The organism is Pseudomonas sp. PSPC3-2 (assembly GCF_049897085.1).
Lineage (GTDB): Bacteria > Pseudomonadota > Gammaproteobacteria > Pseudomonadales > Pseudomonadaceae > Aquipseudomonas > Aquipseudomonas paraveronii.
The window spans coordinates 16,146-31,865 of record NZ_JAFCVO010000018.1 but is presented as its reverse complement, the minus strand read 5'-3'; the positions used below and the strand labels follow the sequence as shown (position 1 = coordinate 31,865).

The 15,720-nt window shown below is 63.2% G+C and carries 16 protein-coding genes; 10 read left to right on the top strand and 6 right to left on the bottom strand.

Annotated elements, in window-relative coordinates:
• The first annotated feature begins 6 nt into the window (after nt 1-6).
• From ACP7CJ_RS23865 to ACP7CJ_RS23825, 9 genes are all read left to right on the top strand, one after another.
• Nucleotides 7-1,929: a DUF294 nucleotidyltransferase-like domain-containing protein gene (locus ACP7CJ_RS23865; protein WP_276195187.1), complete on the top strand. Its 1,923-nt coding sequence runs from the start codon at nt 7-9 to the stop codon at nt 1,927-1,929.
• Nucleotides 1,926-2,633, top strand: coding sequence for a 3'-5' exonuclease (locus ACP7CJ_RS23860; protein ID WP_276195188.1), 708 nt, complete (start codon nt 1,926-1,928; stop codon nt 2,631-2,633). The genes ACP7CJ_RS23865 and ACP7CJ_RS23860 overlap by 4 nt, the downstream gene beginning before the upstream one ends.
• A 97-nt stretch (nt 2,634-2,730) precedes the next feature.
• Complete coding sequence (locus tag ACP7CJ_RS23855) at nt 2,731-3,249, top strand: RNA polymerase sigma factor (protein ID WP_253399741.1); 519 nt, start codon at nt 2,731-2,733, stop codon at nt 3,247-3,249.
• Nucleotides 3,246-4,214: a FecR family protein gene (locus ACP7CJ_RS23850; RefSeq protein WP_426102294.1), complete on the top strand. Its 969-nt coding sequence runs from the start codon at nt 3,246-3,248 to the stop codon at nt 4,212-4,214. The genes ACP7CJ_RS23855 and ACP7CJ_RS23850 overlap by 4 nt, the downstream gene beginning before the upstream one ends.
• Before the next feature lie 228 nt (nt 4,215-4,442).
• Nucleotides 4,443-6,869, top strand: a complete 2,427-nt coding sequence (locus ACP7CJ_RS23845) for a TonB-dependent siderophore receptor (RefSeq protein WP_426102292.1) — start codon at nt 4,443-4,445, stop codon at nt 6,867-6,869.
• A 62-nt stretch (nt 6,870-6,931) separates the two neighbouring features.
• Nucleotides 6,932-8,035 carry a PepSY-associated TM helix domain-containing protein gene (locus tag ACP7CJ_RS23840; protein ID WP_426102290.1) on the top strand — a complete coding sequence of 368 codons (1,104 nt, stop codon included), beginning with the start codon at nt 6,932-6,934 and terminating at the stop codon, nt 8,033-8,035.
• Complete coding sequence (locus tag ACP7CJ_RS23835; protein WP_426102288.1) at nt 8,032-8,214, top strand: hypothetical protein; 183 nt, start codon at nt 8,032-8,034, stop codon at nt 8,212-8,214. Before ACP7CJ_RS23840 ends, ACP7CJ_RS23835 begins: the two co-directional genes overlap by 4 nt.
• 203 nt (nt 8,215-8,417) lie before the next feature.
• Nucleotides 8,418-8,600: a hypothetical protein gene (locus ACP7CJ_RS23830; protein ID WP_426102286.1), complete on the top strand. Its 183-nt coding sequence runs from the start codon at nt 8,418-8,420 to the stop codon at nt 8,598-8,600.
• Between the two features lie 174 nt (nt 8,601-8,774).
• Entirely contained in the window at nt 8,775-9,404 is a 630-nt protein-coding gene (locus tag ACP7CJ_RS23825; protein ID WP_426102284.1) for a glutathione S-transferase, read from the top strand.
• A gap of 153 nt (nt 9,405-9,557) precedes the next feature.
• On the opposite strand, the gene creD is transcribed toward ACP7CJ_RS23825, so the two are convergent.
• From creD to ACP7CJ_RS23805, 4 genes are read right to left on the bottom strand one after another with little or no spacing between them, the layout of a single operon-like run.
• Entirely contained in the window at nt 9,558-10,931 is a 1,374-nt protein-coding gene (gene creD / locus ACP7CJ_RS23820; RefSeq protein WP_426102282.1) for a cell envelope integrity protein CreD, read from the bottom strand.
• A gap of 51 nt (nt 10,932-10,982) precedes the next feature.
• Nucleotides 10,983-12,422: a two-component system sensor histidine kinase CreC gene (creC, locus tag ACP7CJ_RS23815; protein WP_276195195.1), complete on the bottom strand. Its 1,440-nt coding sequence runs from the start codon at nt 12,420-12,422 to the stop codon at nt 10,983-10,985.
• Nucleotides 12,422-13,090, bottom strand: a complete 669-nt coding sequence (creB, locus tag ACP7CJ_RS23810) for a two-component system response regulator CreB (RefSeq protein ID WP_426102280.1) — start codon at nt 13,088-13,090, stop codon at nt 12,422-12,424. The genes creC and creB overlap by 1 nt, the downstream gene beginning before the upstream one ends.
• Before the next feature lie 9 nt (nt 13,091-13,099).
• The gene (locus tag ACP7CJ_RS23805) at nt 13,100-13,600 is read right to left on the bottom strand and encodes an ATP-dependent zinc protease (RefSeq protein ID WP_426102278.1); all 501 of its coding nucleotides are present in this window, start codon (nt 13,598-13,600) and stop codon (nt 13,100-13,102) included.
• 172 nt (nt 13,601-13,772) lie between these two features.
• On the opposite strand from ACP7CJ_RS23805, the gene ACP7CJ_RS23800 reads away from it, so the two are divergent.
• Complete coding sequence (locus tag ACP7CJ_RS23800; protein WP_276195198.1) at nt 13,773-14,666, top strand: acyltransferase; 894 nt, start codon at nt 13,773-13,775, stop codon at nt 14,664-14,666.
• 15 nt (nt 14,667-14,681) lie between these two features.
• Here the strand turns inward: ACP7CJ_RS23800 and ACP7CJ_RS23795 are convergent, their stop codons facing one another.
• Complete coding sequence (locus ACP7CJ_RS23795) at nt 14,682-14,888, bottom strand: hypothetical protein (protein WP_426102276.1); 207 nt, start codon at nt 14,886-14,888, stop codon at nt 14,682-14,684.
• 154 nt (nt 14,889-15,042) lie between these two features.
• Nucleotides 15,043-15,615 (bottom strand): DUF2780 domain-containing protein, encoded by a 573-nt coding sequence (locus ACP7CJ_RS23790; RefSeq protein ID WP_247404327.1) that lies wholly within the window; start codon nt 15,613-15,615, stop codon nt 15,043-15,045.
• Nucleotides 15,616-15,720 lie beyond the last annotated feature (105 nt).

Below are 15,720 nucleotides of genomic sequence, written 5' to 3'. Positions count from 1 at the left end.
ATAGTTATGAGTAAAGCTGATGCATTCGACCAGGCGGGGAAAACTGCGGTGTTGCAGAACATCCACGGCACCTTGCAGTTCCTGCAACGCTTCCCACCGTTCAACCAAATGGAAAACGCGCACCTCGCGTTCCTGGTAGAGCAGTGCCAATTGCGCTTTTACGGCCCCGGCGACAGCATCCTCAAGCCGTCGGATGGGCCGGTGGAGCACTTCTATATCGTCAAGCAGGGGCGGGTTGTCGGCGAGCGGCCGGATTCGGCCGAAACCACCTTTGAGATTGCCACCGGCGAGTGCTTCCCCCTCGCGGCACTGCTGGGCGAACGCGCGACGCGCACCGAGCACAAGGCCGCCGAAGACACCTTCTGCCTGCAACTGAACAAGCCGGCGTTTATCAAGCTGTTCGCGCTGTCCAGCGAGTTCCGCGATTTCGCTTTGCGCGGCGTCAGCAGCCTGCTCGATCAGATCAACCAGCAAGTGCAGCAAAAGGCCGTGGAAACCCTCGGCACCCAATACTCCTTGAATACCCGCCTGGGCGAGTTGGCCATGCGCCACCCGGTGATGTGCGGCCCGGATACGCCGCTGCGCGAAGCGGTGACGCTGATGCACGAGCAACAGGTCGGCAGCATTGTGATCGTGGATGAGCACAAGGCGCCCCTGGGGATTTTCACCCTGCGCGATCTGCGCCAAGTGGTGGCCGACGGCACCAGCGATTTCACCCTCGCGATCGACGCGCACATGACCCCTGCGCCGTTCTTCCTCACGCCGGACCACAGCGCCTTCGATGCTGCCATCGCCATGACCGAGCGGCATATCGCCCACGTGTGCCTGGTCAAAGACCATCGCCTGTGCGGCGTGGTGTCCGAGCGCGACCTGTTTTCCCTGCAGCGTGTGGACTTGGTCCACCTGGCCCGCACCATCCGCAATGCGCCCAAGGTGGAAAACCTGGTGGCGATACGCGGCGAGATCGGCCAGTTGGTGGAGCGCATGCTCGCCCATGGCGCGTCGTCGACCCAGATCACCCACATTATTACGCTGCTCAACGATCACACCGTGTGCCGGGTCATCGAGTTGACCCTCGCCGACAAAGGCGACCCCGGCGTGCCGTTCACCTGGCTGTGTTTCGGCAGCGAAGGCCGCCGCGAGCAGACGCTCTACACCGATCAGGACAACGGCATCCTGTTCGACGCCAAGGACGCCGCCGAAGCGGCTGAGATTCGCGCGCGCCTGCTGCCCCTCGCGCAGCAGATCAACCAGAGCCTGGCGCAGTGCGGCTTCACCCTGTGCAAAGGCAACATCATGGCCGGCAACCCCGAGCTGTGCCTGTCGCGGGCCGAATGGGCGCGACGGTTTGCGGCGTTTATACGCGAAGCGACGCCGGACAACCTGCTGGCGTCGACCATCTATTTCGACCTGCGGGTAGTGTGGGGCGATGAGCAGGGTTGTGAACAACTGCGCCAGGGCATTCTCGATCAGGTCGCGGATAACCGCCTGTTCCAGCGCATGCTGGCCGAGAACGCCTTGCGCCAACGCCCGCCGGTGGGACGCTTCCGCGAGTTCGTACTGACGCGCAAAGGCAGCGAAAAAGCCACCCTCGACCTCAAGGTGCAAGGCCTGACGCCCTTTGTCGACGGCGCGCGCCTGCTGGCCCTGGCCAACGACGTCCACGCCATCAACACCCTGGAGCGCTTGCGCCAGTTGGTGGTCAAGGAGGTGATCGAGCCGCTGGATGGCGCCGCTTATGAAGAGGCGTATCACTTTATCCAGCAAACCCGCATGCAACAGCACCAGTTGCAAACCCGGGAAAACCTGCCGTATTCCAACCGCGTCGACCCCGAGAGCCTCAACCACCTGGACCGGCGCATCCTGCGTGAATCCCTGCGCCAGGCCCAGCGCCTGCAAAGCAGCCTGACCGTGCGGTATCAGTTGTGAGCCTGTTTGGTTGGTTGCGCACGGCCAAACCCCATCTCGACGCAACGCAACGCCAGCGCCTGGAGCAATTGCCCCTGCCTATCGCGCTGGGCGACGTTGCCTTGCGCAGCCAGCGCTGGGTGGTGCTGGACCTGGAAACCAGCGGCCTGAACCTGAACCGCGACCAAGTGTTATCCATCGGTGCCGTGGTGATCGAGGACGGCGCGGTGGACTTTTCGCAAATGTTCGAGCGCACGCTGCAACGCGCCGAAACAAAACTGAACCCCGCCGTGCTGATCCACGGCCTCGGCCCCAGTGCAATCGCCGCCGGCAGTGACCCAGTGGACGCGCTGCTGGATTTCATGGACTTCGTCGGCGACAGCCCCTTGCTGGCCTTCCATGCGCCGTTCGATCAACACATGCTGGGCCGGGCGCTCAAGGACAGCCTGGGTTATCGCCTGGCCCATTCGTTCCTCGACGTGGCCGACATCGCCCCGCTGCTGTGCCCCGAGGCGCCGATCCGCGAAGCCGGGTTGGATGACTGGATCAACTACTTCCACCTGCAGGTGGGCGAACGCCACCACGCCAGCGCCGACGCCCTGGCCACGGCGGAACTGATGCTCATCCTGCTCAGCCGCGCGCGCCAGCAGCACATCGACACGCCACGCGCCCTGCAAGCACGTTTGAGCCAATGGAAACGGCGTAAACAAGCGCCCTCGTTTTAATAGCATCTCCCGACAGACGCCAATTGCGCCGGCTCCACGCCTCTGACACAATCGCGAATAATTCTCGTTATTTTAAACTTGTTTATTCGGTGATGCCTTGTCGTCGGTCCAGCCCCCCCACAGTGAGCTTGTTGGCGCGTTGTATCGCGACCATCGCGGCTGGCTGCTGGCGTGGCTGCGACGCAACGTGGCCTGCCCGAGCCGCGCCGAAGACCTGAGCCAGGACACCTTCATGCGCCTGCTCGGCCGCGACGGGTTGCGCGAACCCCGCGAGCCGCGCGCCTTTCTGGTGGCGATCGCCAAGGGCTTGTTGTTCGACTACTTCCGCCGCGCCGCCCTGGAACAGGCCTACCTCAGCGAATTGATGCTGATCCCGGAAAGCGAACACCCGTCGCCAGAAGACCAGCAACTGATCCTCGAAGACCTCAAGGCCATCGACCGCCTGCTCGGCACACTGTCGAGCAAGGCCCGCGCCGCGTTCCTCTACAACCGTATCGACGGCCTGGGCCACGCCGACATCGCCCGGCGCCTCGGCGTGTCGGTGCCGCGCGTGCGCCAGTACCTGGCCCAGGGCATCCGCCAGTGCTACATCGCGCTGTACGGCGAGCCGTTATGAGCGCGGTCAGTTGCAAACCGGTGGCGGCCCGGGTGCTGGATGCGGCGATTGCCTGGCAACTGTCCCTCGACTCAGGCGACGGCAGCGCCGTGGAACAGGAAGGATTCGCCAAGTGGCTGGCCAGCGATGCCGAACATGCCCGCGCCTGGCACCAACTGGGCCTGCTCGACCAGCGTTTCAGCGTGGCCTCGGGCCCAGCGCGCGCGGCGTTGTTGCAGTCACGCGAGGGCATTCGCCAGCGTGTGCGCAAACTCGGCAGCGGCCTGGCGAGTATCGCGCTGGTGTGCGGCCTGGCCTTGTTTGCCGCTGAACGTTATGGGCCGCTCGACTATTGGCTGGCCGATCAACGCACCGCCACCGGCGAGCAACGCACGCTGACACTGGCGGACGGCACGCAGATCAACCTCAACACCCACAGCGCCATCGATGTGCGTTTCGATGAAACGCGCCGGCTGATCGTGTTGCAGGAAGGCGAAATCCTCGTCGAAACCGGCCACAACGATGCGCGCCCGTTCTATGTGCAAACCCGCGACGGCAGCCTGCGCGCGCTGGGCACGCGGTTTATCGTCAAGCGCGAGGACGACGCCACGCGCCTGAGCGTGCTGCAATCGGCGGTGGCCGCCCAACCCGAGGCGTTGCATCAGGCGCAGGTCTTCAAGGCCGGCCAGCAAGTGCTGATGCGCAGCGACAGCCTCGGCCCGCTGCTGGCCGTCACCCCCGCCACCGACGCCTGGACCCGCGGCATGCTGGTGGTGGACAACGCCCGCCTGGGCGATGTGGTCGAGGAACTGAGCCGTTATCGCCGTGGCCACCTGGGTGTGGATAACCGCGTGGCCGACCTGCGCATCACTGGCAGCTTCCCGCTGCACGACACCACTCTGGCGCTGAATGCCCTGCTGCCGACCCTGCCGGTGCAGATCGAGCAGCGCACGCCGTGGTGGGTGACGGTGAAGGGCAAGCCCTAGGTCCAGCGGTGTCTGAGCGATTGCTATCGCGAGCAAGCCCGCTCCCACCTTCGACCGCGTTCAGCCAGACATAACGCGATCAAAGGTGGGAGCGGGCTTGCTCGCGATGAGGCCCTCAAGAACACCGAATAGCCCCAGGCAAACATTATTTTCATCTGGCCCTATCACTTTTCGAATCTCGCTCGGCACAGGGGTAATTGCGAATTACTTCCATTCAGGAGCCGCCCCATGTCCCGCACGCTAGACACCTTGTTGCGCCCCAGCCTGTTAGCCGTGGCCATTGCCCTCAGCACCCCGCTGGCCAGCACCGTGCTGATCGCCGCCGAGCAAGCGTCCAACGTGCGCGCCTACAACCTGCCCGCCGCGCCATTGGCCACCACCCTGAACCAGATCGCCAGCCAGGCCGGCCTCGCGCTGACCCTCAGCCCGGCACTCGCCGCAGGCAAAACCTCCGCGCCGGTCCAGGGCCAGTTCGATGCGCAAGGCGCACTGAGCGAGGCACTGCGCGGCACCGGGTTGCAAGTGGAGCAGAGCAGCGCGGGGACTTACACGCTGGTGGCGATCGCCGAAGGGGCCGTGGCGTTGCCGCAGACCCGCATCGTTGCCCAAGGCAACGCTGAAAGTGCCTGGGGCCCGGTGCAAGGCTACCTGGCGACGCGTACCGCCGCCGGCACCAAGACCGATACCGCGCTGGTCGAAGCGCCGCGCTCGATCTCCGTCGCCACCCGCGAGCAGATGCAGGACCGCAACGTGCAGAACCTCGATGACGCGGTCAAATACATGCCCGGCATCGTGTCCGCCAGCTACGGCAGCGACACCCGCTACGACTGGATGCGCGTGCGTGGCTTCGAGCCCACCCAGTTCCTCGACGGTCTGCCGTTGCCACGCGGCGTGTACGCCAACCCGAAAGCCGAAACCTGGAACCTCGACCGCATCGCCTTGCTGCGCGGACCGGCGTCGTCGGTGTATGGCCAGACACCGCCTGGCGGCCTGCTGGACATGGTCAGCCGGCGTCCCAGCGCCGAATCGAGCCATGCTATTCAAGTGCAATACGGCAGTGACAACTATCGCCAGATCAATTTCGCCAGCACCGGCAAGATCGATGATGACGGCCAGTTCCTTTACGGCGTCAGCGGCGTGGTACGGGATGCCGGCACCCAGGTCGACCACATCGACAACAAGCGCTACAACATCGCCCCCAGCCTGACCTGGAACATCGACACCGACACCCAGCTGACCCTGCTCTCGCAATTCACCCGCGACGATACCGGCACCACCAGCCAGTTCCTGCCGATCCAGGGCACCAAGATCAAATCGCCCCTGGGCGAGATCTCCCACCACAAGAACCTCGGCGATCCGGACTACGAGTTCTACGACCGCACCTACTACGCGCTGGGCTATGCCTTCGAACATCGCTTCAACGACACCTGGCAGTTCAAGCAGAACCTGCGCTACACCAAGTCGCAGTTGTCGTTCCAGCAACTGACCGTGGGTTCCTATGCCTACTCCCCGGCTGACGCTGCGGGCACCATCACTCGCTCCACCACCAACGTTGACGAGAACATCGGTCAGTTTGCGCTGGACAACCACTTCCAGGCTGACTTCACGACCGGCGACGTGACCCACACCGTGTTGCTCGGCCTGGATCACCAGCGCACCGATACCGCCTTCCGGACGATCTACGGTACGGCGTCGAGCATCAACATTTTCAACCCGGTCAACACCGTGCCCACGGTCCGCCCGACCGGCGATGCGTATTACGACTACAACCAGAAAACCGTACAGACCGGCCTCTACGCGCAAGACCAGATGGCCCTGGACAACTGGCGCCTGACCCTGGGCGGACGCGAAGACTGGGTGCACCAGGGCACCACCTACTTCAACAAACTGGATACGACCAACACGGATCGCAGCAAGAATTTCAGCGGCAACGCGGCACTGAGCTATGTGTTCGATTCTGGCTTTGTGCCGTACCTGTCCTACGCCGAATCCTTCCAGCCGGCGAGCAACGCCAGCGTCGACCCGGTCAAGTCGTACAAGCCCACCGAAGGCCAGCAATGGGAACTGGGGATCAAGTACCAGCCGCCCGGCTCCACGACGCTGCTGAGTGCGGCGGTCTATGACCTGACCCAGAAAAACGTGCTGGTGACCCGAATCGGCTCGGGTAACCAGTCGATCACCGACCAGGCCGGCGAAGTGAAGGTCAAGGGCCTGGAGCTGGAAGCGGTGTCTGACGTGACCGAGAACCTCAAGGTCATCGCCGCCTATACCCTGGCCAAGTCCGAGGTGCAAACAGGCATCTACAAAGGCAACCGCCTGCAACTGATGCCCAATCAGCAAGCCTCGCTGTGGACCGATTACACCTGGCACACCGGTGTGCTCGACGGTTTCGGCATCGGCTTCGGCGCCCGTTACACCGGCAATACCTATGGCGACCAGGCCAACACCTGGCTGGGCAAGGCCAATGCCTACACGGTGTTCGACGGCGCGGTGCATTACGACCTGGGCCGCCTGGACAACAGCCTGAAGGGTGCCTCGGTGAAGTTGAACGCCACCAACCTGTTCAACAAGGACTACCTGTCGACCTGCGATGGCAGCTACTGCTACTTCGGCGACCAACGCAGCGTCGTCGCCAGTGCCACCTACCAGTGGTAACCGACTGGGTTAACCACCCGGCCGCCCCAAAGGGCGGCCTGGGCGTGTCCGAAGGCTAGAACATGAAAAGCACCACCATCCGCCGCTGGTCCTTTATCCACACCTGGGCCAGCCTGATCTGCACGGTGTTCCTGCTGCTGCTCGCCCTCACTGGCCTGCCGTTGATTTTCCACCACGAGATCGATCACCTGCTGGGCAACGAGCCACAACTGGCGCAGCTGCCCGCCGATACGCCACTGCTGAACCTTGAGCAACTGGTGGCCAAGGCCCAGGCCCATCGCCCCGGCGAAGCCATGCAGTACCTGGCCTGGGACGAAGACGACAAAAACGGCGTGATCGCAATCATGGCCGCCACCGCTGGCACCGAACCCAACGCCTCCCACACCTTCATGCTCGATGCTCGCACCGGTGAAGCGGTCGCGATGCCGTCGGCCAACGGCGGCTTTACGCTGTTCCTGCTGCGCCTGCATGTGGATATGTTCGCCGGCCTGCCGGGCAAATGGCTGCTGGCGTTCATGGGCCTTCTGTTCGTGCTCGCGATTGTCTCGGGCACCGTGCTGTACCTGCCGTTCATGCGCCGCTTGAAATTCGCCACCGTGCGCCAGGACAAGTCCACCCGCCTGCGCTGGCTCGACCTGCATAACCTGATCGGCGTGGTCACCCTGACCTGGGCGCTGGTGGTCGGCGTGACGGGCGTGATCAGTGCCTGTGCCGACCTGATCATCGCCGCCTGGCGCACCGACAGCCTCAGCGCGATGGTCGAACCGTACAAGCACGCGCCGCCGCTGACCCAGCGCGCACCGGCCAGCGATCTGCTCAAGATCGCCGCTGAGGCCGCGCCCGGCATGCAGCCGGACTTCATCGCCTTTCCCGGCACACGCTTTTCCAGCGAGTACCATTACGCCGTGTTCATGAAGGGCAGCACGCACCTGACCGCGCACCTGCTCACCCCCGTGCTGATCGACGCCAGCACGCTCGCCGTCACCGCCATCGCCAAACGGCCGTGGTACATGGACGCCATGGGCATGTCTCAGCCGCTGCATTTCGGCGACTACGGCGGCATGCCGATGAAAATCCTCTGGGCGGTGCTGGATGGGCTGACCCTCATCGTGCTCGGCAGCGGTGTTTACCTGTGGGTCGTCAGACGCAAGGCAGGCAAGGCATGAGGCCGCGTCAGTCGAGTTTCTGGAAGGTGTTTGGCATTCCCCTGGGGATCGGCCTGCTCAGCGCGGCCGGTTTGATTGCCGCGCTGCTGGGGGATGGGTGGTGGGATGCGCTGAGCTGGGGCGGGTTAGGTGTTCCTGCGGTCATTGGGGCTTGGGGGTTGTTCAGGCGGCGCGATTGAGGACGCCATCGGGGGCAAGCCCCCTCCCACATTCGACCGCATTTCAAAGGCAGAACTCGGTCAACTGTGGGAGGGCGCTTGCCCTCGATGAGGCCCTCAAGAACCCCAAAAATCCCCCTCGCCAGCCACTGCGCAACCCTCTGGGCTAGCGTGCTCGGCAGCGGTGTTTACCTGTGGGTCGTCAGACGCAAGGCAGGCAAGGCATGAGGCCGCGTCAGTCGAGTTTCTGGAAGGTGTTTGGCATTCCCCTGGGGATCGGCCTGCTCAGCGCGGCCGGTTTGATTGCCGCGCTGCTGGGGGATGGATGGTGGGATGCGCTGAGCTGGGGCGGGTTAGGTGTTCCTGCGGTCATTGGGGCTTGGGGGTTGTTCAGGCGGCGCGGTTGAGGACGCCATCGGGGGCAAGCCCCCTCCCACATTCGACCGCATTTCAAAGGCAGAACTCGGTCAACTGTGGGAGGGGGCTTGCCCCCGATGAGGCCCTCAAGAACCCCAAAAATCCCCCTCGCCAGCCACTGCGCAACCCTCTAGGCTAGCGACGGTCCATCCAGAGGAATGCCCATGTCCGCTCCCAGCATGACCCTGTTCCACAACCCCGCTTCGCCGTTCGTGCGCAAAGTCCGCGTGTTGCTGGCTGAAACCGGCCAGCAGGACCGTGTGGCCCTGCAGCTCTGCATGCCGACACCCGTCAACCCGGACGTACAACTGGTCAACGAAAACCCGGTGGGCAAGATCCCAGCCCTGCGCCTGCCCGATGGCACGGTGCTGCACGACAGCCGGGTGATCCTCGATTACCTCGACCACCAGCACGTCGGCAACCCGCTGATCCCCCGTGACGGCTCGGCCCGCTGGCGCCGCCTGACCCTGGCCTCGATGGCCGACGGCATCATGGATGCCGCCGTGCTGGTGCGTTACGAGAGCGCCCTGCGCCCGCCGGAAAAACACTGGGCCCCGTGGCTCGACGAACAGCGCAACAAGATCCGCCGTAGCCTGGCGGAGCTGGAAGCGGATGCGATTGCCGAACTGGCCAGCCACTTCGATATCGCCGCGATCAGCGTGGCCTGCGCCTTGGGTTACCTGGACTTCCGTCACCCATACCTGCAATGGCGCGACGCCAACCCCCGGCTTGCCGCCTGGTATGCCGAAGTCAGCGAGCGGCCTTCGATGCTTGAGACACAGCCGCCCGTGTGATTGCGCGAGTCTAGTGTGGCGAGGGCGCTTGCTCCCGCTTGGGCGCGAAGCGCCCCTGCAGTCCAACGGGAGCAAGCGCCCTCGCCACACAAAACAACTGGTTAATCCGCACGACCAGTTCTGCTCGCACCCGCTGATCCTCACGCAACCCGATCATTGCACCGCCTCCAGATCAAATGCCAACGGCTCGACCGCCTTGCGCTTGCCCACGCCGTACCAATCCAGTTTGCGTGTCAGCACCATCACCGTGCCCAGCAGGCCGAACAGCAGCAGCGAGCCCATCAGCAGCGCGTAGTCCTCGGCACTCAACAGCCCGTACAACAAGCCATACAACGCCGCCAACCCTGCCGAGAACCCCAGGCCATGGACGACGCTGCGCAGCACATGGCACACGTAGAAACCAATCAACAACACACAGGCACTGGCGGAGATCAGGTACGCCAAGGCAAAGCCCAGGTGCTCGGACAACGACAACAACAGCAGGTAGAAAAACGCCAGGGCAACCCCCACCAGGGCGTACTGGATCGGATGCACCGCCAAGCCCTTGAGCACTTCGAACAGGAAGAAACCGGCAAAGGTCAGGGCGATGAACAGCAGCGCGTATTTGATCGCGCGGTCGCTCTTGAGGTACTGGTCCACCGGGTCGATGAAGTTCACCCCGAAGCTGCGGTTGTTGAAGTCGTCACAGCCTCGCTCGGTCAGGCAACTGCGCAGGGCCTCTTCAAGGTTGGTGGAGAAAAATGAGGTCTGCCAGTTGGCACTGAAGCCCTTGTCGGTGACTTCCCGCTGCGCCGGCAGGAAGTTGCCGATAAAGCTCGGGTGCGGCCAATTGGAGGCGAGTGCAACCTGGCTGGTCTTGCCCACCGGCACCACTTGCAACTGCTCGGTGCCTTGCAGGCGCAGGTCGAAGGCGAAGTCCAGCGCGGCTGGTTTTTTGCTGTCCTGCTCGGGGAGCGCCACATGCACGCCCTCGCCCAGCCACTCCACCTGGGTGCCTGGCGAGAACGTCAGGCGCTGGCTGCCCAGCTCCAGTGTCAGCGCGTTTTCGATGCCGCGAATATCGCTGATACCCACCGCCAGAAACGCCGGCTCAAAGCGATAATCGGCGAAATCCTCCTTGATCCCCCATTGCTCGGGCAACGCAAAGCGTCCGCTGATGCGGTTGTCGGCGTGGAACAGCCGTGCCTGGTAGATGCCACGCGCGCGCAGTTCGGTTTGCACCCGGCCGTCGAGTTCAAAATGCTCCGGCAGGAAATACAGACGACCGCGCACTTCACGCGTTTCCTCGTAGCGCTTGTTGAGTTTTTCATTGAGCTTCCACTCACGGACGGTCTTGCGGTACGGCACCACCATCACCGGGCCGGTGAGGCGCTGGCTGTAGCTGGAGCTGCGGGCGATGTCCATCAGGACACTGTCGCGAGTGTATTGGCGGTCGGCGATGATGCCGTTGATCATCAGCAATGGAATCAGCAATAGCAGGATCAATAGCGCAATCGCGCCCAGTTTGAAAAGCAGGCTGCGGTTCATGGGACTCTCCCTGTATGGATGGGCAGAGCGTGAGCCGCGCGTGTGGGGGATTTATGTGGGCACTGTGGAGACTGTATGGAGATGCAGCACCACTTGCACGCCACCTTGCACATTGCCGATCTGCAAGGTGCCGCCGTGCAGCTTCATCACTTCCTCGACAAAGTTGAGGCCCAGCCCGGTGCTCTTGCGCCCGCTGGCCGGGCGGGGCAGCGAGTAGAAGCGCTCGCTCAGGCGCGGCAAGGCGTAGTCGGGGATCGGCGCGGCCTGGTTGAACAGCGTGAACTGCACAGCGTTATGGAGGGTCTGTGCGCTGAACCGCAACACCCCGCCCGCCGGTGTGAAGTCCAGGGCGTTGTCGAGCAGATTGCCCAGGGCCTGGCGCAGCAGGAAGGGTTCGCCGAAGACCGCCACCTCAGCGCCGATCATGTGTTCAACGTGTAAGCCGGCGCCTTCGATGCGTGCGCATTGAGCCTTGAGCACATCGTCGACCAACGCGGCCAGCGAGAGACTCGCCTGCGCCTCCAAGCCCTGGCGTTGCTCGACTTGCGCCAGGTTCAGCAAGCGCTCGATCAACTGCTGCAGGCGCTTACTTTCAGTGTCGATATTGGCGACAAAGCGCTGTTGCTGCTCACGGCTCATGTCGCCCTGCAACAGCTCCGCCGCGCCGCGAATCGCCGCCAGCGGGCTCTTCAATTCGTGGGTCAGGGTGTGTACGTAATGCTCGACGTAGGCCTTGCCCTCCAGTTGCGTGCGCATGTGCTCCACGGCGGTGGACAACTGCTTCAGCTCGCCGCCACGGTAATGGGGCAATTCGGCGCGTCGACCCTCGCTGACCGCCTCGGCATACGCGGTGAGCCGACGCAGTGCCACGCTCAACCACCATGACAACAGCGCGCCGAGCAGCAGGCCGAGGATCACCAGCCCGGTGCCGTACCACAGCAAACGCCGCTCAGTGCGGTCGACATAGGGCTGCAACGAGCTATTCGGCTTGGCCACCGTGACCACGCCGATGATCTGGCCGTTGTCGCGAATCGGCGCGCCCACGTGCATCACCGACGAGGCTGGGTCATCCGGTGCGCTGCGGGTGGAACGTGCGCCGTATTCGCCGCGCAGGGTCAGGTACACGTCGTTCCATTTGGAATAGTCCTGGCCCACGGCTTCGCCGCTGGAGTCGAGCAACACCGTGCCGTTGGCGTCGGTCACGTAGATGCGGTGGTTGACCTGGTTTTTCGGCAGGCCCCAGATGGTCGCGCCCGGCTGGCGGGTGCCGTAGGCCTTGAGCAGCTCCGGCCAGTGGCTTTGGCCGAGGGTGCCGTGCTTGACGTCATTGCGCAGGATTTCCGCCAGCAGGTTGGCGGTGTCCACCAGGGTTTCCTCGGTGGACTGGCGCACGCCGGGGCGGATTTCCTTCATCACGGTGCTCAGCACGAAGTAACCGGTGAGGCCGATAAACAGCGCGTAGACCAGGAAAATCCGCAGCCCCAGGCGCATCAGCTGTGGCTCGGGCTGTAGCTGTAGCCCAGGCCGCGATGGGTCTGGATCGGTTCGGCCTGCGCCGCCACGCTGCGTAGTTTGCTGCGCAGGCTTTTGATATGGCTGTCGATATTGCGCTCGTAACCGGCATCGGCCGGCACGCCGACCGCGTCCAACAGCTGTTCGCGGCTGAACACACGCTCGGGCTGTTCCAGCAGGCTTTGCAGCAGGCGGAACTCATGACGGGTCAGGCTCAGTGCCAGGCCCCGGTAGCTGATCTGCATGCGCTCCAGATCGACCTGGAACAACGCCGGTGCGACGCCTTGGCCGACACGTTTGAGGATCGCCCTGACCCGCGCCGCCACTTCGCGCGGGCTGAACGGCTTGACCACATAATCGTCGGCACCGATTTCCAGCCCGACCACGCGGTCGATCTCGCTATCGCGGGCACTGAGAAACATCACCGGCACTTCACTGAAACGCCGCAGTTGCTTGCAGGTTTCAAAGCCGCTGATGTCGGGCAGGCCGATGTCGAGGATGATCAGGTCGGCCGGCGTCTGGCGCTGGTGGGCCAGCGCCTCCTGGCCAAGGCTCAGCCAAGTGGTGGTGAAGCCTTCGCCTTGCAGGGCGAAGACCAGCGTGTCGGCTATCGCCGCTTCGTCTTCGACAATCAGGATGTGCGGCATGGCGGTCCGTCAGCAGTCCGGTTTGTCAGCGGTGTAGCGACGCGCCGGGTTCACCGCTGCGCCGAACTCACGCAGGGCCTTGGCGCCGATCAGCAGCGGGTAGTTGAAGCTGCTGCGGTCGGTGAGGTTGACCTCGACGGTGCGCTTGACGTTGCCCAGGCACATTTCCAGGTCGATCACCGGGCGCGTGGCCACGGTGGCTTCTTCCTTGTCCTCGTCTTCGTCGGCGCGGCTCTTGATCTTGCTGATGCGCGCTACCTTGTGTTCGTAGACTTTGTTGCCAGCATCCTTGCCGCCAACGCGAAAGCGCACCCAGTCGTCGCCGTCACGGGTGAAGGTCTCGATGTCACGGGCCGACAGCGAGGCGGTCAGCGCGCCGGTGTCCATCTTGGCCTTGAAGGTTTCGCCGATCTCCGGCAACTGGATGTATTCGTAGCGACCGTAAAGGGTCGGTTCGGCGGCCATGACCGGCAAGGCCGCCAGGGCGAGCGAGGCAAGGAGCAGTTTCACGAAGTGATTTCCTCGGAAAGAAGTGGGCGAATTCTAGACCGCAAAGGCAGCACTTAGTTAGTTCTACGACCATACCCGGCACATTGTGAAACATTCGTGGGGCGATTTGCGATTTGGCCTCTAGACGCCGCTCTCTTATCATGGCCTGCCCACAGGATTCCAAGAGTTACTTATGCGCCGCCTGCTCACCGGCTGTTTCGTCTCACTGCTGCTCCTGCTCAACACCCTGGTCCTGATCGGACCGCTGACGGTGTTGGCCCTGCTCAAACTGGTCGCCCCCGGGCGCTATCGCGATGACGCGTCATGGGCCGTGATGTGGATCGCCGAGACCTGGGCCGAAATCGACAAACTGATCTTCGCGCTGTGCATCCCGACCCAATGGGACATTCGCGGCGCAGACGACCTGCGTCGTGACACCTCCTATCTGGTGATCAGCAATCACCAATCCTGGGTCGATATCCCCGCGCTGATCCAGGCCCTCAACCGCCGCACGCCGTTCTTCAAGTTCTTCCTGAAGAAAGAACTGATCTGGGTGCCCTTCCTGGGCCTGGCCTGGTGGGCGCTGGATTATCCGTTCATGAAGCGCTACAGCAAGGCGTTCCTGGCCAAGCACCCGGAACTGGCGGGCCAGGACCTGAAGATCACCCGGCAGGCCTGCGAGCTGTTCAAGCGCCAGCCAGTGACGGTGGTCAACTATCTGGAAGGCACACGCTTCAGCGCGACCAAGCATGCCCAGCAACACTCACCGTTTACCCGCCTGCTCAAGCCCAAGGCCGGTGGCGTGGCGTTCGTATTGGCGGCGCTGGGCGAACAACTGGACGCGGTGCTCGACGTCACCGTGGTCTATCCGCAAGCGAAGATTCCGGGGTTCTGGGACTTGATCAGCGGCGCGGTGCCGAAGGTGATCATCGACATCCGCACCCGTGAACTGGACCCGGCGTTATGGCAGGGGGACTACGAAAACGACCCGGCGTTTCGCCAGGCCGTGCAGAACTGGGTCAACCAGCTCTGGAGGGAGAAGGATCAGCGGATTCAGCAACTGCGAAGCACAACTGCTGAAGCCTGATTGCCAACGTAACCGTTACGAACGTTTAGGCCACGTGGCCGAATTATCGCCGGTACGCCATTGGTGCTGTCTTTCGACGGTGTCGTGATTGTTCACCGCATCAGCCTGCTCCTGGCTCGCGTGGACAGGCGCTTTTTCTTGCTCTGCAGCAGCGGGCTTATGGGTAGTTGCTTGGAGATATGCAGCGTTAGCGAGAGTGCTGAAGGTGTTAACGATGTTCATGGACGATTCCTACCTAACTGGATTGAAGAATCCACTCCAGGAGGGTTAATTTTCCTGGAGCGGTCTGCGTAGGTGGTGAAACGTCCCACACGGTTCCTCGAGAGATGTTGCGTCGTATTGCCAAAAAGGTGCTGACCAAATGCGGGCAACGCCCTTAGCTACCGGTGCCCCAAGCCTGGGCCAGTTTGCCCAGCAGCGAACTGTTGGCACCCTGGCCGCCCAGGTATTGCAGGATCACCGGGGCAAATTGGCCGACCATGCCGCTGTCCATGCCCAGCGCGCTGAACGCGGTGTTCAGGTCGTTGGTGTTCTTCACGTTACCCAGCAGGCCGTCCAAGCCGCTGGTCTTGCTGCCACCGCTCTGGCCAAGCATCCCACTCAAGGCGCCGAGGCTGCCCAACGCATTGCTGCCCGACAGTTGATCGAGGCCCGGCACGCTTTTGCCCAGTTGCGAATAGTCGGAGCCACTCAGTTGGTTCTTGGCCAGGCCGAGCATGGCACCGGTGCCGCCGACGGCTTGCTCGGGGGTGACATTCAATTGTGAGGTCAGGGCACTCAGCAAACCGGCCGTCTCGGACGACGGCGCGGCGGCAGCGGCTTTGTTGTTACCGCCCTGCATACCGGAAATCGCATTGGCCGCGTCGCCAAGGCTGAATCCGGCGGCGAACACCGGGCCGGCTGCCAGGGTCATCAGGCAGGAAAGGGCGAAACCGCGTGAAATCTTCATCGAAACAACCTCAGGATGTAGGGGTAAAAGCAGGCGTTTGACTGGCCTTTGCGTCACTTGTTCCAAACCCGCTCCGGAACCCAACTGTGATACACCGGTCCATGA

Bases quoted from the DNA above. Each gene is read 5' to 3' on its own strand.
- ACP7CJ_RS23850 (WP_426102294.1), top strand. From the start codon at position 3,246: ATGAGCGCGGTCAGTTGCAAACCGGTGGCGGCCCGGGTGCTGGATGCG.
- creD (WP_426102282.1), bottom strand. From the start codon at position 10,931: ATGAACCGCAGCCTGCTTTTCAAACTGGGCGCGATTGCGCTATTGATC.
- ACP7CJ_RS23825 (WP_426102284.1), top strand. From the start codon at position 8,775: ATGTCCGCTCCCAGCATGACCCTGTTCCACAACCCCGCTTCGCCGTTC.
- ACP7CJ_RS23840 (WP_426102290.1), top strand. From the start codon at position 6,932: ATGAAAAGCACCACCATCCGCCGCTGGTCCTTTATCCACACCTGGGCC.
- ACP7CJ_RS23800 (WP_276195198.1), top strand. From the start codon at position 13,773: ATGCGCCGCCTGCTCACCGGCTGTTTCGTCTCACTGCTGCTCCTGCTC.
- creC (WP_276195195.1), bottom strand. From the start codon at position 12,422: ATGCGCCTGGGGCTGCGGATTTTCCTGGTCTACGCGCTGTTTATCGGC.
- ACP7CJ_RS23830 (WP_426102286.1), top strand. From the start codon at position 8,418: ATGAGGCCGCGTCAGTCGAGTTTCTGGAAGGTGTTTGGCATTCCCCTG.
- ACP7CJ_RS23865 (WP_276195187.1), top strand. From the start codon at position 7: ATGAGTAAAGCTGATGCATTCGACCAGGCGGGGAAAACTGCGGTGTTG.
- ACP7CJ_RS23845 (WP_426102292.1), top strand. From the start codon at position 4,443: ATGTCCCGCACGCTAGACACCTTGTTGCGCCCCAGCCTGTTAGCCGTG.
- ACP7CJ_RS23790 (WP_247404327.1), bottom strand. From the start codon at position 15,615: ATGAAGATTTCACGCGGTTTCGCCCTTTCCTGCCTGATGACCCTGGCA.
- ACP7CJ_RS23795 (WP_426102276.1), bottom strand. From the start codon at position 14,888: ATGAACATCGTTAACACCTTCAGCACTCTCGCTAACGCTGCATATCTC.
- ACP7CJ_RS23835 (WP_426102288.1), top strand. From the start codon at position 8,032: ATGAGGCCGCGTCAGTCGAGTTTCTGGAAGGTGTTTGGCATTCCCCTG.
- creB (WP_426102280.1), bottom strand. From the start codon at position 13,090: ATGCCGCACATCCTGATTGTCGAAGACGAAGCGGCGATAGCCGACACG.